This is a genomic window from Mesorhizobium sp. M0833 (assembly GCF_040319905.1).
In the GTDB taxonomy this organism is placed as follows: domain Bacteria; phylum Pseudomonadota; class Alphaproteobacteria; order Rhizobiales; family Rhizobiaceae; genus Mesorhizobium.
Window position 1 is genome coordinate 164,183 of the sequence record NZ_JAMYOQ010000010.1, and the last position, 20,004, is coordinate 184,186.

Annotated in this window: 19 protein-coding genes; 10 read left to right on the forward strand and 9 right to left on the reverse strand. The window is 62.7% G+C overall.

The window, feature by feature from the left end:
* Positions 1-29: 29 nt before the first annotated feature.
* The 4 genes from NKH98_RS14165 to NKH98_RS14180 are packed head-to-tail and all read right to left on the reverse strand — an operon-like array spanning position 30 to position 2,301.
* On the reverse strand, positions 30-1,430 hold the full coding sequence (locus NKH98_RS14165) for an APC family permease (RefSeq protein ID WP_292653875.1): 1,401 nt from the start codon (positions 1,428-1,430) through the stop codon (positions 30-32).
* Positions 1,431-1,445: 15 nt separating this feature from the next.
* On the reverse strand, positions 1,446-1,607 hold the full coding sequence (locus NKH98_RS14170; protein ID WP_023673991.1) for a hypothetical protein: 162 nt from the start codon (positions 1,605-1,607) through the stop codon (positions 1,446-1,448).
* 17 nt (positions 1,608-1,624) lie between these two features.
* Positions 1,625-2,002, reverse strand: a complete 378-nt coding sequence (locus NKH98_RS14175; RefSeq protein ID WP_023716770.1) for a hypothetical protein — start codon at positions 2,000-2,002, stop codon at positions 1,625-1,627.
* Positions 2,003-2,013: 11 nt separating this feature from the next.
* Complete coding sequence (locus tag NKH98_RS14180; protein WP_352899238.1) at positions 2,014-2,301, reverse strand: hypothetical protein; 288 nt, start codon at positions 2,299-2,301, stop codon at positions 2,014-2,016.
* Between the two features lie 254 nt (positions 2,302-2,555).
* Between NKH98_RS14180 and NKH98_RS14185 the strand changes: the two genes are divergently transcribed.
* The 4 genes from NKH98_RS14185 to NKH98_RS14200 are packed head-to-tail and all read left to right on the forward strand — an operon-like array spanning position 2,556 to position 6,312.
* Positions 2,556-3,689 carry an aminomethyl transferase family protein gene (locus NKH98_RS14185; protein ID WP_352899240.1) on the forward strand — a complete coding sequence of 378 codons (1,134 nt, stop codon included), beginning with the start codon at positions 2,556-2,558 and terminating at the stop codon, positions 3,687-3,689.
* A gap of 14 nt (positions 3,690-3,703) precedes the next feature.
* A complete protein-coding gene (locus tag NKH98_RS14190) occupies positions 3,704-4,300 on the forward strand; it encodes a dimethylamine monooxygenase subunit DmmA family protein (RefSeq protein WP_352899242.1) in 597 nt (198 codons plus the stop codon).
* On the forward strand, positions 4,297-5,262 hold the full coding sequence (locus NKH98_RS14195; RefSeq protein ID WP_352505299.1) for a PDR/VanB family oxidoreductase: 966 nt from the start codon (positions 4,297-4,299) through the stop codon (positions 5,260-5,262). The genes NKH98_RS14190 and NKH98_RS14195 overlap by 4 nt, the downstream gene beginning before the upstream one ends.
* A gap of 9 nt (positions 5,263-5,271) precedes the next feature.
* Positions 5,272-6,312, forward strand: coding sequence for a heme-dependent oxidative N-demethylase family protein (locus tag NKH98_RS14200; protein ID WP_352899243.1), 1,041 nt, complete (start codon positions 5,272-5,274; stop codon positions 6,310-6,312).
* Positions 6,313-6,363: 51 nt separating this feature from the next.
* On the opposite strand, the gene NKH98_RS14205 is transcribed toward NKH98_RS14200, so the two are convergent.
* Positions 6,364-7,077, reverse strand: a complete 714-nt coding sequence (locus tag NKH98_RS14205) for a helix-turn-helix domain-containing protein (protein ID WP_352899245.1) — start codon at positions 7,075-7,077, stop codon at positions 6,364-6,366.
* Between the two features lie 249 nt (positions 7,078-7,326).
* Between NKH98_RS14205 and NKH98_RS14210 the strand changes: the two genes are divergently transcribed.
* Positions 7,327-8,685: a trimethylamine monooxygenase gene (locus NKH98_RS14210; protein ID WP_352899248.1), complete on the forward strand. Its 1,359-nt coding sequence runs from the start codon at positions 7,327-7,329 to the stop codon at positions 8,683-8,685.
* 25 nt (positions 8,686-8,710) lie between these two features.
* On the opposite strand, the gene NKH98_RS14215 is transcribed toward NKH98_RS14210, so the two are convergent.
* Entirely contained in the window at positions 8,711-10,054 is a 1,344-nt protein-coding gene (locus tag NKH98_RS14215) for an aminotransferase-like domain-containing protein (RefSeq protein WP_352899251.1), read from the reverse strand.
* Positions 10,055-10,157: 103 nt separating this feature from the next.
* On the opposite strand from NKH98_RS14215, the gene NKH98_RS14220 reads away from it, so the two are divergent.
* The 5 genes from NKH98_RS14220 (at position 10,158) to NKH98_RS14240 (ending at position 14,948) form a co-directional block, all read left to right on the forward strand.
* On the forward strand, positions 10,158-11,132 hold the full coding sequence (locus NKH98_RS14220; protein WP_352899253.1) for a substrate-binding domain-containing protein: 975 nt from the start codon (positions 10,158-10,160) through the stop codon (positions 11,130-11,132).
* Between the two features lie 72 nt (positions 11,133-11,204).
* Positions 11,205-12,035: an ABC transporter substrate-binding protein gene (locus NKH98_RS14225; protein WP_502894254.1), complete on the forward strand. Its 831-nt coding sequence runs from the start codon at positions 11,205-11,207 to the stop codon at positions 12,033-12,035.
* Between the two features lie 8 nt (positions 12,036-12,043).
* Positions 12,044-12,964, forward strand: a complete 921-nt coding sequence (locus tag NKH98_RS14230; protein WP_352895948.1) for an amino acid ABC transporter permease — start codon at positions 12,044-12,046, stop codon at positions 12,962-12,964.
* The gene (locus NKH98_RS14235) at positions 12,951-13,724 is read left to right on the forward strand and encodes an amino acid ABC transporter ATP-binding protein (RefSeq protein WP_352899258.1); all 774 of its coding nucleotides are present in this window, start codon (positions 12,951-12,953) and stop codon (positions 13,722-13,724) included. The genes NKH98_RS14230 and NKH98_RS14235 overlap by 14 nt, the downstream gene beginning before the upstream one ends.
* A gap of 42 nt (positions 13,725-13,766) precedes the next feature.
* Positions 13,767-14,948: a M20 aminoacylase family protein gene (locus NKH98_RS14240; RefSeq protein WP_352899260.1), complete on the forward strand. Its 1,182-nt coding sequence runs from the start codon at positions 13,767-13,769 to the stop codon at positions 14,946-14,948.
* A 124-nt stretch (positions 14,949-15,072) separates the two neighbouring features.
* Here the strand turns inward: NKH98_RS14240 and NKH98_RS14245 are convergent, their stop codons facing one another.
* The 3 genes from NKH98_RS14245 to NKH98_RS14255 form a co-directional block, all read right to left on the reverse strand.
* The gene (locus tag NKH98_RS14245) at positions 15,073-16,719 is read right to left on the reverse strand and encodes a hypothetical protein (RefSeq protein ID WP_352899262.1); all 1,647 of its coding nucleotides are present in this window, start codon (positions 16,717-16,719) and stop codon (positions 15,073-15,075) included.
* 158 nt (positions 16,720-16,877) lie between these two features.
* Positions 16,878-18,860 (reverse strand): ABC transporter permease, encoded by a 1,983-nt coding sequence (locus NKH98_RS14250; RefSeq protein WP_352899264.1) that lies wholly within the window; start codon positions 18,858-18,860, stop codon positions 16,878-16,880.
* Positions 18,857-19,933 carry a quaternary amine ABC transporter ATP-binding protein gene (locus NKH98_RS14255; protein ID WP_352899266.1) on the reverse strand — a complete coding sequence of 359 codons (1,077 nt, stop codon included), beginning with the start codon at positions 19,931-19,933 and terminating at the stop codon, positions 18,857-18,859. Before NKH98_RS14255 ends, NKH98_RS14250 begins: the two co-directional genes overlap by 4 nt.
* Positions 19,934-20,004 lie beyond the last annotated feature (71 nt).

Genomic DNA, 20,004 nt, shown 5'->3' on the forward strand with positions numbered 1-20,004 from the left:
GCAAATGCCCGCCCAGACCGGGCGCGCCGTCAGTACCCCTGCGGCTTCGGCCACGGCATGGTGAACTGGGCACCACGGCGTACGAATTTGTAGCGGTAGAAGTGGAACCACAGCGAGATCAGGAAGTAGAAGGCGACCATGGCGATCAGCTGCGAACCAAAGCCGAGGAAGATCGCAAAGAAGGTGACCACGCAAAGGCAGAACAAGACGATCGCCGGCAGCGGATGGAAGGGATGGGTGTAGCCGCGGCGGATCGAGCCGAGCGGCCACTTCTTCCTGAACATGATGATGTTGATGCTCATGAAGGTGTACTGCAGCACGCCCGACAGGATCGAGAAGGTGATCGCCTGGTTGAGGTCGGCGATGAAGGCGAAGGCGAGCGCGATCGGCAGCAGGAACAGGATCGAGCGGTAGGGTGTGCGGTATTTCGGATGCACCGCCGAGAACCAGGTCGGCAGATAGCGGTCGCGGCCGAGCGAAAACCAGGCGCGCGCGGCGTCGTTGATGCAGCCATTGGCGGAAGCAAGTGCAGCAAGCAGCGTCGCGATGAACAACAGGTTCTCCAGCAGCGCACTGCCGGTCAGTTTGCCTGCGTCCCACAGCGGATAATAGGTGATGCCGAGATATTCCCAGGGCATCAGCGAGGCGCAGACATACCAGGTCATGGCGGCCGCGATCAGAAGCGTGATCATGCCGGCCATCGTGCCGTAAGGCAGCGAGCGCGCCGGCGAGCGTACTTCCTCGGCCGCCTGCGTGGTGCCCTCGATGCCGAGATAGTACCAGATGCCGAACTGGAAGGCGGCGATGACGCCGATCCAGCCATAGGGCAGGGCGTTGCCGGGGGTGACCAACTCGTTCAGCTTCAGCACGGCGCCTTGCGTCCACGGGCTGACTGAGAAGAACAGGATGACGATCGAGACATAGGCGATGGCGGTGATGACGAAGTTTACGTTGAGCGTCATCAGCACGCCGCGATAGTTCAGCCATGCCAGCACGACGATGGTCGCGGCGATGAAGGAATTGTGGTTGAGGCCCTCGACGCCGGCCTTGGCGACAATGGTGTCGCCGAGCAGGATCGCGTCCGACACTTCGAGCATGGTATAGGCAAAGACCAGGAAAAGCGCGACGTTGAAGGCCATCAGCGGTCCGACAATGTGCTTGGCCTGGGCATATTGGCCGCCGGCGGCGGCAACCGTCGAGGTGACTTCGGAATCGATCATCGCGACCGAGGTGTAGAGCAGTCCGACGATCCAGCAGACGATCAGCGCCGCCAGCGCGCCGCCCTTGTCCGCCGCGAAATTCCAGCCGGTGAATTCGCCGACCAGAACGATGCCGACACCGAGCGCCCAGACATGGGCGGGGCCGAGCACTCTGAGCAGTGAAACCCTGTCGCCTTGCACTTGCACCGCTGGTTCAGCCGTGATCGTCATCGTTCAATCCCCCACTCAGATCCGGTGTTTTTCGGACACGGCTTCAAGCTCGCCTTCCCTGGACGAGGTCAGCATCTCTTCGGAATAGGTCGTGTCGATCTTGAACCAGTCGTAGAGCATCCACAGCGCGAGCACGATCGAGATGCCCCAGCATGCGTAAGAGAGTGCCACCCACATGACGATGCTTCCCTGATTTATTTGTCGTCGAATTTTTCGTTGATGACGTCGCGGTATTCGCGGTCCGATGCGCGGAACAGAAAAATGAAATAGCCGATCAGCACCGCGGCCATGATGATCAGCGTCGGCCAGTCGATGATGTAGTGGAACCGGTTCTGGATGATGTCGTGCGCGGTTTCCGGCGTGTAACCGAGCTTTTCCCAGATCGAGGCCATGGTCGGGTTCTGGCCGAGCGCCTCCCACGTCTTGGCGTCGAGCGCGTCGATGGATTTTGCCGCCCCTGCCAGGCCTAGTTTCAGCGGCAGCCACAGCGCGACGAAAATCGCGACCACGACGACGGCGATATCGAAAACCTGTCCGGCCTTGCTCTGTTCGGGCGGTGTATAGCGGGCCATGCGTCTTCCCCTCAGGACTTGCGGTTGCGGTAGGCGTCGGCATTCTTGATGTCGAGGCCGTAGATGAAGTCCTTGTCTTCCTTGTAGTGGTTGACCATCGCCAGGATCGCGGCCGTGTTGAAGATCAGCACGGCGGCCGCGGCGACCGCGACCACGAGCTTGATGCCGGCATCGGGGATGTATGGCCATGTCATGAACAGGACGAAAAGGATCGTCGCCCATAGGAAGACGATCAGGAGCACCGATCCACGAAGGTCGGAACGGTACAGGGCTTCAATGCGCTGCTGCATGTCGGACATCGGTTCCCCTCCATCGCTCTCTTTCAAGAGAGTGAAATTTTTTTCATAAATTCAAGGCGAATTCCGCAATTGTCAAGACGATTTTACGCAACGTTAACCGTTTGTTTGATCCGTCGAATTTTGCCTGACAATGAAATTATTTGCTTGCGGGTATTGCAGGCTCCCGGCGTTTGCGATCAATATTCGGGCAACGCTCCCGCCGCTGTGCAGGGAGCAGGGGAAAGCAAACGTTTTTCGAAACGGAGGACAAGCGGATGACGGCATCCTGGAGATTTTCGGCGCTTGCGGACCGCCATCGCGCGCTCGGCTCGAAGCTCGAGGACTGGAGCGGCATGGGCACCGCCTGGACCTACGACAAGGACGCCGACGAAGAGTATATCGCCATCCGCACCAAGGCCGGCCTGATGGACGTGTCCGGCTTGAAGAAGATCCACATCACCGGGCCGCACGCCTCTCACCTGATCGACCTGGCGACGACGCGCGACGTCGAAAAGATCTATCCCGGCAAGTCGGCCTATGCCTGCATGCTCAACGAGGCCGGCAAGTTCACCGACGACTGCATCCTCTACCGCACCGGCCCGAATTCCTGGATGGTCGTGCATGGCTCGGGCACCGGCCATGAAGAGCTGCAGCGCGCTTCCGTCGGTCGCGACGTGTCGCTGCGCTTCGACGACAATCTGCACGACCTTTCGCTGCAGGGGCCGCTAGCCGTGGATTATCTGGCAAAGCATGTGCCCGGCATTCGCGACCTCAACTATTTCCACCACATGCAGACGCAGTTGTTCGGCTTTCCGGTGATGATCTCGCGCACCGGCTACACCGGCGAGCGCGGCTACGAGATCTTCTGCCGTGGCCAGGACGCCGGAACGATCTGGGACAGGATCCTCGACGAGGGCAAGAGCGCCGGCATCATCCCGTGCCGCTTCACCACGCTCGACATGCTGCGCGTCGAGAGCTACCTGTTGTTTTACCCCTACGACAATTCGCAGAAATATCCGTTCGAGAATGAGGGGCCCGGCGACACGCTGTGGGAGCTTGGTCTCGACTTCACCGTCAGCCCGGGCAAGACGGGCTTTCGCGGTGCCGAGGAGCACTACCGCCTGAAGGGCAAGGAGCGCTTCAAGATATTCGGTGTGCTGCTCGAAGGCAGGGAGCCGGCCGACGAGGGCGCACCGGTCTATCGCGACGGCAAGAAGGTCGGCGTGGTGACCTGCGCCATGTATTCGCCGCTGGTCAGGAAATCGATGGGCATTGCCCGGCTCGACGTCGACTGCGCGGTCCAGGGCACCAGGCTCGAGATCCGCAACAAGAGCGGCGCCATCAGCGCAACCGCCGAGCCGCTTCCGTTCGACGATCCGAAGAAGACCAAGCGCACGGCGAAAGGCTGAGGCATACTGCGGGTATGGCAGCGAAAAGCATCATCAGCCGCCCGGTCTATGGGACCCTGTCTCCGCAGCCCGGCAAGCACCATCTTTTCGTAGCGGACGCAGAGGGAGCGCTGGCGATTGCCGATCTGGCCGCCAAGGCACCGACGGATTTCTTCGGCGGCGCCCACATCATCTTCATTCCCGGCCGCGACGGTAAATATGCCGAGGCGCTCGAAGCACTGAAGCCGGCGCAGCTCTACCTCGGCCATTCCTTCGCCAGTGCCCTGCCGCGGCTGAAGCAGACGCTGGCCAACGCCCATATGGGCCTCAGGCTCTACCTTGCCGGCACCGAAGGGCTGATCGGCCAGGCCATGCAGGCGGCGCTCGAAGCCGGCATCGACCACACCTCGATCCAGACCGAGCATCGCGGCTCGCTGGCGCGCCGCGTGCAGTGCGTCCATTGCAAGGGCATCACCGAGAACGTCACGACGCAGCCGGCAACCTGTTCGCATTGCGGCCTGCTGCTTCTGGTGCGCGACCACTATTCGCGGCGCCTCGCCGCCTTCCAGGGCGTCTGCATCAACGCCGAGGACCGCAGCGAAATTCCTCCGATCGAGGAGGTCTTTCGATGAGCACCGGCACCACCAAACTCGATGTCGTCGTCAGCGATGTCGTCCCGGTCAACGAGTTGGTGACGCGCTTTCATTTCCGCAGGCGCGACGGCCAGCTTTTGCCGACCTTTTCCGGCGGCGCCCATGTCGTCGTCGAGATGCGCGATGGCGAACGCACCAGGCTCAATCCCTATTCGCTGATGGGCTCGCCGCTCGACACCCGCGAATACACCATCTCAGTGCGCCGCGACGACGCCGGCCGCGGCGGCTCGCTGTTCATGCACAGGCAGGTCAGGCCGGGCACGGAGATGGTGGTCAGCTACCCCGTCAATCTGTTCTCGCTCGACCTTCGGGCCAGGAAGCATCTGATGCTGGCCGGCGGCATCGGCATCACCCCGTTCATGGCGCAGACCGCGCAGCTGGCGGCGCAAGGCGGCAATTTCGAATTGCATTACACCTGCCGCACCGCCTCGCTCGGCACCTATGCCGACCTGCTGAGAGAGCGCTACGACCGCCGGGTCAGGCTTTATCACGACGACCGCGACGAGCGCGTCGATCTCGACCGGCTGTTGTCGTCGCAGCCGCTCGGCACGCATCTCTATGTCTGCGGGCCGTCCGGCATGATCGGCTGGGTGCGCGAACGCGCCGCTGCCCTCGGCTGGCCGCCAGAGACCGTGCATTTCGAGCATTTCGCCGCACCCCAGCCCGGCGCGCCCTTCGACGTGACGCTGGCGCTCAGCGGCAAGACGATCCGTGTCGACGAGCAGCAGAGCCTGCTCGAGGCGATCGAGGCGGCCGGCGTCGATCCGCCCTATCTGTGCCGCGGCGGCGTCTGCGGCCAGTGCGAGACCAACGTGATTTCGCATGACGGCAAATTCATCCACAACGACCACTGGCTGAGCGAGGAAGACCACCGGTCGGGTTGCAAGATCATGCCTTGCGTCTCGCGCTTCGAGGGCAGGTCGCTGGTGCTGGAAAGATAGGAGGCGAGCTTGGGCATCACCTTTCGCAAGGAAACGTTCCGCGACGGCTTCACCTTCAGGAATAGCCCCGAGCACATCAGGCGGTTCCCGTTCCCGTTCCATGAAGACAGCTACATGTATGCGGTCAACATCGAGCCGCATGTCGTCGGGCCGAAGGGCAGCGTGCTGGAGAATTTGATCGACGTCGACGAGCACTATGTCGCCGAGATGCAGGACCGCGCTTTGGTGCTGGCCGAGGATCCGCTGCGCTGCCAGTCGCTGCCGCACATGACGCTGGCCGGCTGGGACCTGCTCGAACTCCTGATGGAGCAGCAGGCGCTGGGCTATCCCGAGCATTTCACGCTGATCCGCGACGGCGATCGCTGGCGCTGGATCAACCGGCCGCTCGGCATCGACGACAGCTTCACCTTCGGCGACGTCTCGACGCTGCCCTATGGGCCGATGGAATACATCACCCGCCAGAGCCAGGGCGATTTCTGCATTCTCGACCAGCGCGACGGCAATCTGTGGATGGATGCCGGCATGGTCACCACCCAGGCCGACTGGTCGCTCGATTTCGACATCGGCATGAACTTCTTCGAATGGCACGCGCCGGTGCCGCTGGCGCACGAGAAGGGGATCTTCGTCCGGGCGCTGAAATTCCTTACCAACATCCAGCAGGGTAAGCCGGCGCGCCGGCTGAACTGGACGATGACCATCAATCCGCGCCTCGACACCAGCCCGGAAAATTACCACAAATGGGGCCCGGACCGCGCCACGGTGACGCCGGAAAACGTCGGCGAAAAAGTGCATCTGCGCGTCGAGCTGCAGAGTTTCTGGCGGCTGCCGCGCTCGAATGCGATCGTCTTCCCGATCCGCTGTTACCTCATCAAGATGGACGAACTGGTGACGCAGCCGAAATGGGCACGCCGCCTGCACCGCGTCATCCGCGACCTGCCCGACGAACTCGCCAATTACAAGGGCCTGACGCGTTATCGGCCGACCTTGGTCGAATGGCTGTCAAAGCTCGACGACGGCAGCCCGACATCGCCGGGCTTCGGGCCGGATTAAAGCTGCCCGCGAAGCTGCTAATCTCCCCCACGAGGGGGGAGATTGGCCAACTCACCCTGCGCTCTGCGGGTAGCAGATGATCGACAGATAGCGCATCGGCAGAACGCTCAACACTTCCGGTCCGTGCGGCGCATCGGCGTCGAAGAACAGGCTGTCGCCGGGCTTCATCGGGTAGAGATTGCTGCCGTGCCGGTAAACCACTTCGCCTTCGAGCATATAGAGGAATTCCATGCCTTCATGCTGGAAGGTCGGGAACACGTCGGAATCCTCCGTCAGCGTGATCAGATAGGGTTCCACGACGACGCCGCTGGTGTTGGAGCCGATATGGCCGAGCAAATTGTACTGGTGGCCGGCGCGCGTGCCGCGGCGTTCGACGTCGAGGCCTTCGCCGGCCTTGACGAAGACGGCACTGCGCTCCTCCTCGAAACGGCGGAAGAAGGCGGTGACCGGAACGCCGAGCGCCCGCGACAGCGCCTGCAACGTGGTCAGCGATGGCGAGGTGATGCCGTTCTCGATCTTCGACAGCATGCCGAGCGAAATGTCGGTGGCGGCAGCCAGATCGGCGACGGTGATGCCGAGCTTTTTGCGGAATGCCCGCACCTCGCGGCCGATCGCGACCTCAAGCACTTTTTCGCGGGTGTCGCGAATGGCGTGAGGGTTCTGGGTGAGCGGCACGCGTATCTTGCGCGGCTCGATCGCGGCGGGTTTGGCTTTGCCCGCCGCGGCGCCGGCATCATGCTTCAGACTGGATGCTTTTTTCGCCATTTCGCCACCCCGGACCTTGCCGATTCATTTCACTCACGGTGAACATATTCGGTGCCGATACAGAAGCGCAACTCTCACGACAAGCCGAATTGCGCAATGACCGGATTTCGCCCGAGCTTCCACGTCGTTTAGAAATCCAGCTCGGCGAAGCGCGGTTTCGCGACAAGCCCTGTTGACAGCATCGAAGGGGCAATTACTGTCCTGTCAGTGAAATTTGTTTCGTTAGAGAAATGAGATTGGGAGGCCCGCATGAAAGATCGTGTTGCCGTCATCGGAGCCGGGCCGTCCGGCATGGCCCAGCTCCGGGCCTTCAAGTCGGCCGCCGACAAGGGCGCCGATATTCCCGAGATCGTCTGCTTCGAAAAGCAGTCCGACTGGGGCGGCCTGTGGAATTACACCTGGCGCACCGGCCTCGACGAGCACGGCGACCCGGTGCATGGCTCGATGTACCGTTACCTCTGGTCGAACGGGCCGAAGGAATGCCTCGAATTCGCCGACTACACGTTCGAGGAGCATTTCGGCCGGCCGATCGGCTCCTATCCGCCCCGTGCCGTGCTGTGGGACTACATCAAGGGCCGCGTCGAAAAATCCGGCGTGCGTCAATGGGTGCGCTTCAACAGCCCGGTGCGCATGGTCACCTTCTCCGACACGACGAAAAAATTCACCGTCACCGCGCATGACCGCACCAACGACGTCACCTATTCGGAAGAGTTCGACAATGTCGTCGTCGCTTCGGGGCATTTCTCCGTGCCCAACGTTCCCTATTTCGAGGGCTTCTCGACCTTCAATGGTCGCATCCTGCACAGCCACGATTTCCGCGACGCGATGGAATTCAAGGGCAAGGATATCTTGATCATCGGCCGCTCCTATTCGGCCGAGGACATCGGCTCGCAATGCTACAAATACGGCGCCAAATCGATAACCTCGAGCTACCGCTCGAAGCCGATGGGCTTCAAATGGCCGGAGAACTGGAAGGAAGTGCCGCTGCTGCAGAAGGTCGTCGGCAAGACCGCGCATTTCAAGGACGGCAGCACCAAAGACGTCGACGCCATCATCCTGTGCACCGGCTATCTCCACTCGTTCCCGTTCCTCACCGAGGATTTGAAGCTGAAGACTGCCAACCGCATGTGGCCGGACGGGCTCTACGAGGGCGTCGTCTGGGAGAAGAACCCGAAGCTTTTCTATATCGGCATGCAGGACCAGTTCTACACCTTCAACATGTTCGACGCGCAGGCCTGGTTCGCCCGCGACGTTATCATGGGTCGCATCAGGCTGCCGTCGGCCGAAGCGATGGCGGAGCACGGCCGGAAATGGCGGGCACGCGAGGAGACGCTGGAAGACGCCGAGCAGATGATCTGGTTCCAGGGCGACTACACCCGAGAGCTGATGGAGCAGACCGACTATCCGGGCTTCGACGTCGAGGCCGTCAATCGGACCTTCATGGAGTGGGAGCACCACAAGGCGGAAGACATTATGGGCTTCCGCGACCATGCCTACCGCTCGCTGATGACCGGCACGATGGCGCCTTTGCACCATACGCCGTGGCTGCAGGCGATGGACGATTCGATGGAGAGCTATCTCGAGGTGAAGGGCGTGGCGGCGGAGTAGCAGTCCGAACGGCGAGTGCCTTGCCTCAGACAACTTCCCGCGCCGGGTCGGCTGCAAGCGCCAGGGAATTTGCGACGTGCTCGAGGTGCTCCTCGTCCAGAATGCTGGTCGCGACGCGGACGGCGTTCGTTTTTCCGGTCGAAAACTTCGCTCCGGCATGGACCGCGATGCCGTGGGCGGCCAGCGTGACCATCGCGTAAGGTTCCGAAGCAACCGGAATGAGGACGCTGAGACCGTGTCCGGCGTCGATATCGACATTGCGTTTGGCCAGTTCGCAGGCGAGCCGTTCGCGGCGGCGGCGGTAGACCTGCTTCGCCCGCTCCACCAGGGCGGCCGTGGCCGGGTCTTGCAGCAGCCAGGCGGTGGCCGCCTGCAGGATGCGGCTGGTCCATCCCGAGCTGAAGCTGCGGTAGGATTGGATCTGCTCGACGATCGTCGCCGATCCGGACAGGACGGCGAGCCGCAGGTCAGGGCCATGGGTCTTGGAATAGGACAGGATATGGATGACGCGATCGGGAAAACGCCGACCCAGCGAAATGCGCGGCGCCGAGGCAATATCGCCGACGCCGTCGTCTTCGACAATCAGCACGTCGGTACCGGCGAGCAGGTCGCCGATGACTTCCAGCCGCGCCGGCGACATGCAGGCGCCGGTCACCGAATGGACGCGCGGCTGGAACAGGAACGCGACCGGCCGCTGCCGCAGAGCGCTGGCGAGCGCGTCCGGCAAGGGGCCGTCACCGTCGCAATCCACCGGGATGATCGGTACGTCGAGATCCTCGAGGATGTCGAGCAGGCGAAGCGCCGTCGGGTTCTCGATGGCCACCGGCGCTCCCGGCGGGACCAGCGCATGCAGCAAGGTGTAGATGGCGTTGTAACCGCCATTGGTGGCCAGGAACGCACCGGGATCGTACGGCCATGACGGGCGCACTGCGGCCTCCAGCTCGGGCAGGATACGCACCCGCTCGTAGCTGTTGAGCTTTTCGGCGCGCGCACCATGCGCCAGCGCGATGTCGAGCGGCGGCAAGAGCCTCACATCGGGCTCCGCGATCGCCAGGTTCAGAACATCCTGTCCGTAATTGCCGCCGCTCATGTGGCGCTCGGGGCGGGCGGCAAAGCGGTTGCCCATGATCCAGGTGCCGTTGCGTCCGCGGCCGCCGATGATCTTGTAGCGCCGCAACTCGCTCCACGCCTGCGAGACCGTCGCCGGGCTGACGCCGAGCACATAGGCCAGATCGCGCACCGGCGGAAGTTTCGCGCCGACCGGCAGCGCGCCGCTTCTGATCAGCGCACTGGTCTCGCGCGCGATGCCGCGCATCGTGCGGTCGCCAAGGCGTTCAGCGAACCATCCTGCATCGAAATCCATCGGCATCGGCGACCGTTGAAGCTAATGTTCAATAACATAATAACATTTGATCGGCAGAAAATAAACATTTACCAATCGCCGGTCAAACATAGCTTTGAAGTTCATGCCGATGGCCGTTTCGATCACTATAGCCACCCGCGATTGGGACTATCTCACTCCCTTGGTCCTGGGTGACGTCGCCTCCAACCGCCTGTCGGTGAAGGTTGACCGCGTCGCCACGCTGATCGCGGATCTCGGCACCGATCCGAACTACGATGCGGCGGAGGTCTCGTTCAGCCGTTATGTGTCGGCCATGGCTTCGGGCGTCGATACGGTGGTTGGACTACCGTGTTTCATTATGCGCGGCTTTCGCCATCGCTGTATCATCACGGTCGAGGACAGTCCGCTGGAGCAGCTTTCCGACCTTGCCGGCAAACGTATCGGCGTCACCGGCTGGCGCGATTCCGGCAACACGTGGACGCGCGGGGCGCTTCGCCGGGAGGGCGTCGGCATCGAGGATGCCTATTGGTTTGCCGGCCGGTTGACATCCGAGCACCCGATCGCCGACCGCCTCGACGGATTCGGCAGGCTGGGGCGCATCGAAACAGCATCGGGCGAGCGCCCGATGATGGAGCTGCTGGCGCAAGGCGAGCTCGACGCCGTTTTCACGCCCTTCATGCCGGACGGCTTTTTCGGCCCGGCTTCCGGCTTCCGGCAAGTGCTGCGCGATTTTCGCGCGGCCGAACGCGCCTATTTCGCCGACGTCGGCTATGTGCCGGGCATGCATCTGGTCGCCGTCAAGGCCGCAGTGGCCAGGGAGCACCCCTGGCTGCCGCAGGAACTCGCCAGGCTGATCGACGAAAGCCAGCGCGTCTGGACGGCAAAGCGCCGAAAATATGCCGACACCTCGCCTTGGATCCTCGAGGAGCTGCTTCATGCGGGGCGCGACCTGCCTGCCTCCTGGAACGCCAGCGGCCTGCCTGCCAACCGGCGCATGATCGAGGATTTCGTCACCGAGCTCCATGCCCAGGGCATTCTGGCGGAACCGATTTCCGCCGAAGCCTTGTTTCCTTTCGAGGCCGGGTCGCGGGCCACCGCCGCCTGACAACGCGCAACGAAGAACACGAAGGAGAATGCCATGAGGACAATCAGCTTCATATTCGCCTCGCTCGTCACCATGCTGGCGCAGGCCGGCTTTGCCCAGGATATCCAGAAGCGATCGGTGAACGAAGACTTGCGGGCCCGGCTGCCGGAAGAGATCCGCACGGCGGGAAAGATCACGGCCGTCAACAACGGCTCGTTCCCGCCCTATGAGATCGTCACTGGCACCGAACTGTCCGGGGCGACCAAGGACATTTCGGACGCTATAGGCCAGCTGCTCGGCGTCGAGGTCGACCATGCCTCGGTCGCCGGCCTGCCGGCTTTGCTGAGCGGCATCAATGCCGGCCGTTATCAGTTCGCGATGGGGCCTGTCGGCGACTATCCCGACCGCCAGAAATCCAACGACTTCGTCGATTGGGTGCGCGAATACGTCGTCTTCGCCGTCGAGAAGGGCAACCCGCAAGGCATCACCTCGCTCGACACCGCGTGCGGCAAGCGCATTGCCGTGATGTCGGGTGGCTCGGCCGAAAAGGTCATCAAGCAGCAGGCGCAGAAATGCACCGAGGGCGGCAAGCCGGCCGTCGAGGTGCAATCCTTCACCGACCAGCCAAGCTCGATACTGGCCGTCCGGTCGAAACGCTCCGATGCATTCTTCTCCTCGCAGGCGCCGCTGACCTATTTCGTCGAGCAGGCGAAGGGCCAGCTGGAACTCGCCGGGGTCGGCCAGGCCAACGGCTTCAAGGACATCTACCAAGGCGCCGTCGTCAAGAAGGGTTCGCCGCTGGGCGGCGTGCTGCTCGACGCCTTCAAGATCCTGATGAAGAACGGCACCTACGCCGCGGTGATGAAGAAGTGGGGCCTCGAGAAGAACATGATCGACGCGCCCGGCATCAACCAGGGCCAGTAGAGGCTGCCATGACCGACGCGACCGCTGCCTACGCGGCCGGGCTGCCGCGGCGTCCCGACGACGCGCTGCGCGACGTCAAACGAGCCCACCGGCCATTCCCGCTCGTCCGGCTGGCGCTCTGGGCATTCACCGTCGCCGTCGCCGCCGGCTTCGCCTATATCGTCGCGGTCAACCCGAATTTCGGCTGGCCGGTGGTCGCCCAGTATTTCTTCGATCCGACGGTCATGCAGGGGCTTTCCGTAACGCTCGGCCTGACGGTCGTGGCGATGATCCTGGGCATCGTGCTCGGCCTGCTGCTCGCCATCGCGCGCATGTCGAACGACAGGCTGGCATCCTTTCTCTCCGGCCTGTTCATCTGGTTCTTCCGCGGAACGCCGCTGCTGGTGCAATTGATCCTGTGGTACAACCTTTCGACGCTGTTTCCGCGCATTTCCATTGGCTTCGCCAGCTGGAACACCAACGACCTGATCACGCCTTTGACAGCCGCCGTTCTTGGTCTGGCGCTGAACGAGGCCGCCTACATGGCCGAGATCATTCGTGGCGGGCTGCTGTCGGTGGACAAGGGACAGGCCGAAACGGCTGAAGCCTTCGGCATGACCCGCGCGCGGGCCTTGCGGCGCATCATCATCCCGCAGGCGATGCGATCGATCGTGCCGCCGACCGGCAATCAGCTGATCAGCATGATCAAGGCGACGTCGCTTGTCAGCGTCATCGCGATGGCCGACCTGCTCTACTCGGTGCAGTCGATCTACAACCGCACCTTCGAAATCATTCCGCTGCTGATGGTTGCAGTGCTGTGGTACCTGCTGATCACCTCGGTTCTCAACGTGGCGCAAGGCGCGATCGAACGCCACTACAGCCGCGGCGACCGCGGCGCCCGTGAGAAGACGGCGACCGCCACACTGGAGGCCGCCAATGAGCGCGCATGACACGCCCCTGGTCAGGGCGCGCAACGTTCACAAGGCGTTCGGCCCGCTCGAGGTGCTGAAGGGCATCGACCTGGACGTCGCGCCTGGCGAGGTGGTGGTCATTCTCGGACCGTCCGGCTCCGGCAAATCAACCTTCCTGCGATGCATCAATCATCTGGAGGCGATCGACCAAGGGTCGATTGAGGTGGACGGCGAGCAGATCGGCTACCGGCTGCAGAACGGCCGGCTCGACAAACTCTCCGACCGGGCGATCGCGGCGCAGCGGCGCAAGATCGGCATGGTGTTCCAGCAGTTCAACCTCTATCCACACATGACGACCCTGCAGAACGTCATCGAGGCTCCGGTCGGCGTTCACCGGGAGAACCGCAAGGAGGCGATCGGCTACGCCCGCGAACTGCTGACCCGCGTCGGTCTCGCCGACAAGATCGACGCCTATCCGCGCCAGCTTTCAGGCGGCCAGCAGCAGCGCGTCGCCATCGCCCGTGCGCTCGCCATCCGCCCGAAATTGATGCTCTTCGACGAGCCGACGTCGGCGCTCGATCCGGAACTGGTCGGCGAGGTCCTCTCCACCATGCGTGATCTTGCCAAGCAGGGCTTGACCATGATCGTCGTCACGCACGAGATCGGCTTTGCCCGCGAGGCGGCGGATCGGGTGGTGTTCATGGACGACGGCAATGTGATCGAGGCCGGGCCTCCGGACGAGGTTCTCGCCAAACCCAGGCACCCGCGCACGCGGGCCTTTTTAAGCCGTTTCATCTGACAGCAAAGCCGGCACGATTACGTGCTCGGCAAAGGACCTTCGATGCCAAAGACCTCCAACCAGTTCGCCGACATTTCCGACTTCGCCGACAAGGCCGCCGAGCTTGCGGCGGTTCGCCAGCACCTGCACGCGCATCCCGAGCTTTCATTCCAGGAGCACGAAACGGCTACATACGTTGCCGAACGGCTCGAAGGCTGGGGCTACGAGGTGACGCGCAATGTCGGCGGGCTCGGCGTCGTCGGCCGCTTGCGCCAGGGCAGCGGCCGCAGCATCGCCATCCGCGCCGACATGGACGCCTTACCGATTACCGAAGCGACCAATCTCCCTTATGCCAGCCAGGCCAGCGGCAAGATGCACGCCTGCGGCCATGACGGCCACACCACGATGCTGCTCGGCGCCGCCGAATACCTGGCGCGCACGCGGCACTTTAACGGCACGGTGAACCTCATCTTCCAGCCGGCCGAGGAAGCCGGCAAGGGAAGCGGGGCGCAGGCGATGATCGCCGACGGCCTGTTCGAGCGCTTTCCCTGCGATGCGATATTCGGGCTGCATAACCATCCGGGCGCGCCGACGGGTTCGTTCCTGATGCGCGCCGGGCCGCTGATGGCGGCGAGCGATACCGTCACGATCAAGATTACCGGGCGTGGCGGCCACGCCTCGCGTCCGCACCTGACGGTCGACCCGATCGTCGCTGCCGCCAACATCGTCATGACCCTGCAGACGGTGGTGTCGCGCAACGTCAACCCGATCGAGACGGCTGTCGTTACCGTCGGCACCATTCACGGCGGCACGGCCTCCAACGTCATCCCGGAACACGCCGAGATCACGCTGAGCGTCCGCTCTTTCTCGGCCGAGATTCGCGACACGCTCGAGCAGCGTATTCGCAATATCGCAGCACTTGTGGCGCAGGCGCATGGCGCAACGGTCGAGATCGATTACGAGCGCGGCTACCCGGTGGTGATCAATTCGGAGGGCGAGACGTCCTTCGCGACAGACGTCGCTGTCGAGCTCGTCGGTCAGGACAAGGTGTCTGTCTGCCCGTTGATCCCCGGCAGCGAAGATTTTTCTTATTTCCTCGAACACAAACCCGGTTGCTTCCTGCGCCTCGGAAACGGCGAGGATTCAGCCATCCTGCACAGCCCGAAATACGATTTCAACGACGGCAATCTGACCGTCGGCGCAGCGCTCTGGGCTCGACTGACCGAGAGATTCCTGGCCATTTGATTCACATCTGCGGCTTGGATTGTCGATCGGCCGGTCGAGCAGAATTGGGGCGACCGGCCGCGCGACTATCGTCAACGAACTCTCACCGCATTCCGCCTCTTCGAATAGGATAAGAGTTTCGCTCTCAGACGAACAAAAAGTCGCTCGTCGTCAGCGTGTTCGTAAAGTTTGCGAGAGTAACTTGATCGACTCCCGCGGTAATGATGGTGTCGGTTCCAGTTTGCGCAATAGTGAGATCATCGAACGATTGCACGCCCTCCACGCCACTAAACACGATAGTGTCGCCTTGGGTCTGGCTGAAATCGTAGATGGTGTTGTGGGTTCCGACCGTCATGGAACCATCGTCCTTGAATATGAATTGATCTCTGCCGCCCTGAGCGAACTCGCTCAGTTGCCCGTCTCCCCACATGTCATTGATGACCGTGCAGCCGGGTGCCGCGCTCCCGGCGTACAGGGTATCGTTTCCACCCTTGGCCGAACCGGACATTTGCAGGGCGTCGCCGCACAGGAAGTTACGGACCTGGCCGCTTTCGCTGTTCTGGCCCCCGGTAAGAATGTCGTTGCCGCCCTGGGCGGAACCGGACATATCGCGCGCGTCGCCGTATAACTCGTTTAGAACATCAGGGAAGGCGCTTTTGTCCCCGCCGGTCAGGGTATCGTTGCCGCCCACAGCGCTGCCGAGCATCGTGACCGCATCGCCATACCCCAAATTATGAGTGCCTTGCAGCACGGCCACGTCGTCGCCCCCAAGCGCATGGTCGGACATGTTGCCGCCCGCGTCCCCGTAGAAAGTTATCTCCGAGCCACCCGCGCTCGTGAAAGTGTCGTTGCCGCCCGCGGCGAAACCGGAAAGATCACCGCCCGCATCGCCATAAAGAGTTTTGCTCCCGATCTCCCCACCCAGGTCCGTATAGTGGTCGTCGCCGCCCTGAGCATGGTCAGACATGTTGCCGCCGGCGTCGCCGAAGAAAGTGTTGGTGGAAAAGAAGCCACCCGTGAAGGTATCGTTGCCACCCTTGCTGTAGTCCGACATATCGCCGTCGGCATCGCCGTAGAAAGTGTTGAAGGAGTCGGTCCTAGTCGTGAAACTGTCGTCGCCGCCTTGCGCATTGCCGGACATGTTGCTGCCCGCGTCACCGTAGAAAATGTTATTGGCTTCTATCGAGCCCTGGAAGGTGTCGTTGCCGCCCTTGCCATGGTCGGACATCTCGCCGCCCGCGTCACCGTAAAAGGTGTGATCGGCTCCTTGTCGAGTGCTGGTCACGAAAATGTCGTCGCCGCCTTGAGCAAAGCCGAATATGTTGCCGCCGGCGTCGCCGTAGAACGTGTTGTCTACCCGTCTACCCACTTCACTGCTCAACGTATCGTTGCCGCCCTTGCTGTGGTCCGACATATCGCCGCCGGCATCGCCGTAAAAAGTGTTGAAGGAGTCGCCCTCGGCCCTAAAACTGTCGTCGCCGCCCTGAGCATGAACGAACATGTTGCCGCCGACGTCACCGTAGAAGACGTAGGTGCCTAGCGAGGCGCCTGTGAAACTGTCGTTGCCGCCCTTGCTGTGGTCCGAGCTATCCTCGCCGGCATCTCCGAAAGCAGTGGTGGTGGAGGATGGCGATCCCGTGAAGATGTCGTTGCCCCCCCTCGAGAAATCTAGCAGGCTTCCGCCAGCATCGCCGATTAAGATGTTTGTATTTAGATCGCCTGCGAGGACGTCATCGGTGCCCCGTTGACGATCTACTAGATCACCGGGAGTAAAGGGAACGCGTATAGCCATTGTTCGCTCTCCTGTTAAGCCTGCCCGTCCGGTGACAGCCGTACGATGTGAGGTAACAGCGAGCAATCATCCCGAATGGCTATATCTTTAGGCGTAGGGATCGGTGCCTCGTTAACGGCGCGCTTGGCGGCAGCTTCCTGAGGCCGTCCTATTCCGGACTATCCCAGCCTTGCGCGAGCCTTCGCCGTCCAGGCGTTGAACAGCCGGTCGGCGACGATGCCGATGAAGGCAATGGCCAGGCCGGCGACGATGCCGCGGCCGGAATCGGCCTTGGACAGGGCGATGAACACCTCCTGGCCGAGATCGCGGGTGCCGACCATGGCGCAGATGATGATCATCGCCAGTGCCATCAGGATCGTCTGGTTGACGCCAAGCATGATCTCTGGAAGGGCCAGCGGCAGCTGCACGCGAAAGAAGGTCTGCCGCCTGGTGCAGCCGGACACCTTCGCCGCCTCGATCAGCGCCGGCGGCACCTGCCGGATGCCGTGATTGGTGTAGCGGATCGCCGGCACCACGGCGAAGGCGACGGTGGCGATCATCGCGGTGACGTCGCCGACTCTAAACAGCATCACCACCGGAATGATGAAGCAGAACGACGGCAGCACCTGCAGCGTGTCGATGACCGGCGTGACGGCCTTTTCGAAGCGGTCGCTGCGCGATGCCATCAGCCCGATCGGAATGCCGATGAGGCAAGCGATAAAGGCCGAGATGCCGCACAAATAGACCGTCGCCATGGTCTTTTCCCAAAGGCCGGTGACGGCGCAGAACGCTGTCAATGCCGCGACCAGAGCGGCGAGGCGGAAGCCGCCGAGCTGGTATCCGGCAAGGCCAAGGAGACAAACCGCGCCCAGCCACGGAAAGCCCTCGCAGAAGGCGCGCACCGGGTTCAGCACGTTGAGGATAAGCGCCACGCGGAACGCTTCGATCGTGTCGAAGAAGTTGATGGTGATCCAGTTGACCGCCGCCTTCCACAAAGGCGCGGTGGTGAAGGTGATCGCTTTCGGCACCGCGGCGAACGCCGGCACGAACAGGCCGAGCAGCGTGGCGATGGCGAGGATGACAACGGCCAGCGTCAGATTGGGATAGCGCCGCCAGAAACTGGTGCCGGCCTGGTGGCGGACATTGCCCTTGGCGTGATTGTGGGCGATCGCCTGGCTCAGCCGGTCGAGTGCAATTGCCAGTGCGACAATGGCGAGGCCAGCCTCCATCGCCTCGCCGACCTTGAGCGCGCGCAGCGCCAAAAGCACGTCATAGCCGAGCCCACCGGCGCCGATCATCGAGGCAATGATCACCATATTGAGCGCCAGCATGATGACCTGGTTGACGCCGACCATCAATGTCGGCCGTGCCGACGGCAACAGCACCCGCCACAGCTTCTGCCGTGCCGTGCAGCCGGCCATCTCGCTGAAATCGTCGATCTCCGACGGCACCCGCGACAGGCCGAGCATCGTCGCCCGCACCATTGGCGGCGTCGCGAAAATTGCCGTCGCGATCATTGCCGAGACCGGGCTGTTGCCGAAAAGAAGCAGCATCGGGATGAGATAGGCGAAGGTCGGGATCGTCTGCATCAGATCGAGGGCAGGGGAGATCAACAGCCTCTCCGCCCAGGGCTTGCGCCATGCCCAGATGCCGGCGAACAGCCCGGTGACAATGCAAAACGGCACGGCGATCGAGATTAAGCCCAGCGTCAGCATGGCGCTGGTCCATTGCCCGAACAGCGCGATGTAGAGAAAACAGCCGCCGGCCAGCGCACCCAGCTTCCAGCCGCCGGCGGCGCGTCCGGCAAGGTAGGCGGCAGCGCAGACGCCGACCCAGGACAGGCGCGGCAACACGACCATATCGGCGCCATGGCCGATCTTGAGATTCTTGGCCAGAAGAGCCAGCGCGAAATCGAGCGGCACGCCGAGCACCGCGGTGATCGAACGGGTCAGCCAGGAGAAATTCGACTTCACCCAGTTCATCAGCGCACCGACCCAGTCTGCGACAGGAACGATCGCGCCGGCCGGGTAATTGACCGCCCAGGGCAGGCTTTCCTGCAGCAGGAAGACGATAAGCACGGCGGCGAGCGCGCAGGCCCAGATCGCCAGCCAGGTTTGAACCGGCCGGGGCCTCGCTGCGCTGGCGCTTGCCGTGACCGTCATGCGCCGGCCCCACGACGTTCTATGCCGGCGAGAAGATCGATCACCGCCTGCGGCGTGACCTCGCCGATCGGCTTTCCGGCGCCGTTGACCACCGCGAAGGGCTTGCCGGCAGAGACGATATCAGCCGAAAAACTCGATATCTTGGCATCCGGCGCGACCGTGCCGCCGTACTCGGCGCCGTCGCAGGCGCGCATCAGGCTGCGCGCCGATATCACCTTGGCGCGATCGACATCGCGCGTGAATTCGGCGACATAGTCGGTCGCCGGATTGACCACCAGCTCTTCCGGCGTGCCGATCTGGATGACCTCGCCGTCCTTCATGATGGCGATCCGGTCGGCCAGCCGGATGGCCTCGTCGAAATCATGGGTAATGAAGACGATCGTCTTGTGCAGCATGGTCTGCAGCCGCATCAGCTCGTCCTGCATCTCGCGGCGGATCAGCGGATCGAGGGCCGAGAACGGTTCGTCGAGGAACCAGATTTCCGGCTTCGTGGCGAGGCTGCGGGCGATGCCGACACGCTGCTGTTGTCCGCCGGAAAGCTCGCGCGGATAGAAATGCTCGCGGCCGCGCAAGCCAACCAGCTCGATGACTTCACGGGCCCGCTTCTCGCGCGTCGGCCGGTCCTGCCCCTGGATGCCCAAGGGAAAGGCGATGTTCTCCAGTACGTTGAGATGCGGCAGCAAGGCAAAATTCTGGAACACCATACCCATGCGATGGCGTCGCAGCTCGATCAGCGCGGCATCGGAAATCTTGAGCAGGTCCTTGCCTTCAAACTCGACCTTGCCGTGGGTCGGCTCGATCAGCCGCGACATGCAGCGCACCAGCGTCGACTTGCCTGACCCCGAAAGTCCCATGATGATGAAGATCTCGCCCTGGCGGATTTCGAGATCGACGGCGCGCACCGCGCCGACCAGTCCGGCGGCGGCGATGTCCGCCAGGCTGGCCTTGCCGTCGCGCTGGCGGATGAAATTGGCCGCGTCCGCGCCAAACAGCTTCCAGACATTGCGACAGGCAAGTTTTATCGGGCGTGCATCGTTGCCCGCTTTCGCCGCCTGTTCAATCGTATCGCTCATTCAATCGTCCTTCTGGAATAGGGGATCGAGACCCGGCCCTGAGTGGCCGGGTCGTCGCGTTTCCAGTCAGA

Bases quoted from the DNA above. Each gene is read 5' to 3' on its own strand.
- NKH98_RS14185 (WP_352899240.1), top strand. From the start codon at position 2,556: ATGACGGCATCCTGGAGATTTTCGGCGCTTGCGGACCGCCATCGCGCG.
- NKH98_RS14180 (WP_352899238.1), bottom strand. From the start codon at position 2,301: ATGTCCGACATGCAGCAGCGCATTGAAGCCCTGTACCGTTCCGACCTT.
- NKH98_RS14255 (WP_352899266.1), bottom strand. From the start codon at position 19,933: ATGAGCGATACGATTGAACAGGCGGCGAAAGCGGGCAACGATGCACGC.
- NKH98_RS14195 (WP_352505299.1), top strand. From the start codon at position 4,297: ATGAGCACCGGCACCACCAAACTCGATGTCGTCGTCAGCGATGTCGTC.
- NKH98_RS14205 (WP_352899245.1), bottom strand. From the start codon at position 7,077: ATGGCGAAAAAAGCATCCAGTCTGAAGCATGATGCCGGCGCCGCGGCG.
- NKH98_RS14230 (WP_352895948.1), top strand. From the start codon at position 12,044: ATGACCGACGCGACCGCTGCCTACGCGGCCGGGCTGCCGCGGCGTCCC.
- NKH98_RS14190 (WP_352899242.1), top strand. From the start codon at position 3,704: ATGGCAGCGAAAAGCATCATCAGCCGCCCGGTCTATGGGACCCTGTCT.
- NKH98_RS14165 (WP_292653875.1), bottom strand. From the start codon at position 1,430: ATGACGATCACGGCTGAACCAGCGGTGCAAGTGCAAGGCGACAGGGTT.
- NKH98_RS14250 (WP_352899264.1), bottom strand. From the start codon at position 18,860: ATGACGGTCACGGCAAGCGCCAGCGCAGCGAGGCCCCGGCCGGTTCAA.
- NKH98_RS14170 (WP_023673991.1), bottom strand. From the start codon at position 1,607: ATGTGGGTGGCACTCTCTTACGCATGCTGGGGCATCTCGATCGTGCTC.
- NKH98_RS14215 (WP_352899251.1), bottom strand. From the start codon at position 10,054: ATGCCGATGGATTTCGATGCAGGATGGTTCGCTGAACGCCTTGGCGAC.
- NKH98_RS14225 (WP_502894254.1), top strand. From the start codon at position 11,205: ATGCTGGCGCAGGCCGGCTTTGCCCAGGATATCCAGAAGCGATCGGTG.
- NKH98_RS14245 (WP_352899262.1), bottom strand. From the start codon at position 16,719: ATGGCTATACGCGTTCCCTTTACTCCCGGTGATCTAGTAGATCGTCAA.
- NKH98_RS14240 (WP_352899260.1), top strand. From the start codon at position 13,767: ATGCCAAAGACCTCCAACCAGTTCGCCGACATTTCCGACTTCGCCGAC.
- NKH98_RS14220 (WP_352899253.1), top strand. From the start codon at position 10,158: ATGGCCGTTTCGATCACTATAGCCACCCGCGATTGGGACTATCTCACT.
- NKH98_RS14175 (WP_023716770.1), bottom strand. From the start codon at position 2,002: ATGGCCCGCTATACACCGCCCGAACAGAGCAAGGCCGGACAGGTTTTC.
- NKH98_RS14210 (WP_352899248.1), top strand. From the start codon at position 7,327: ATGAAAGATCGTGTTGCCGTCATCGGAGCCGGGCCGTCCGGCATGGCC.
- NKH98_RS14235 (WP_352899258.1), top strand. From the start codon at position 12,951: ATGAGCGCGCATGACACGCCCCTGGTCAGGGCGCGCAACGTTCACAAG.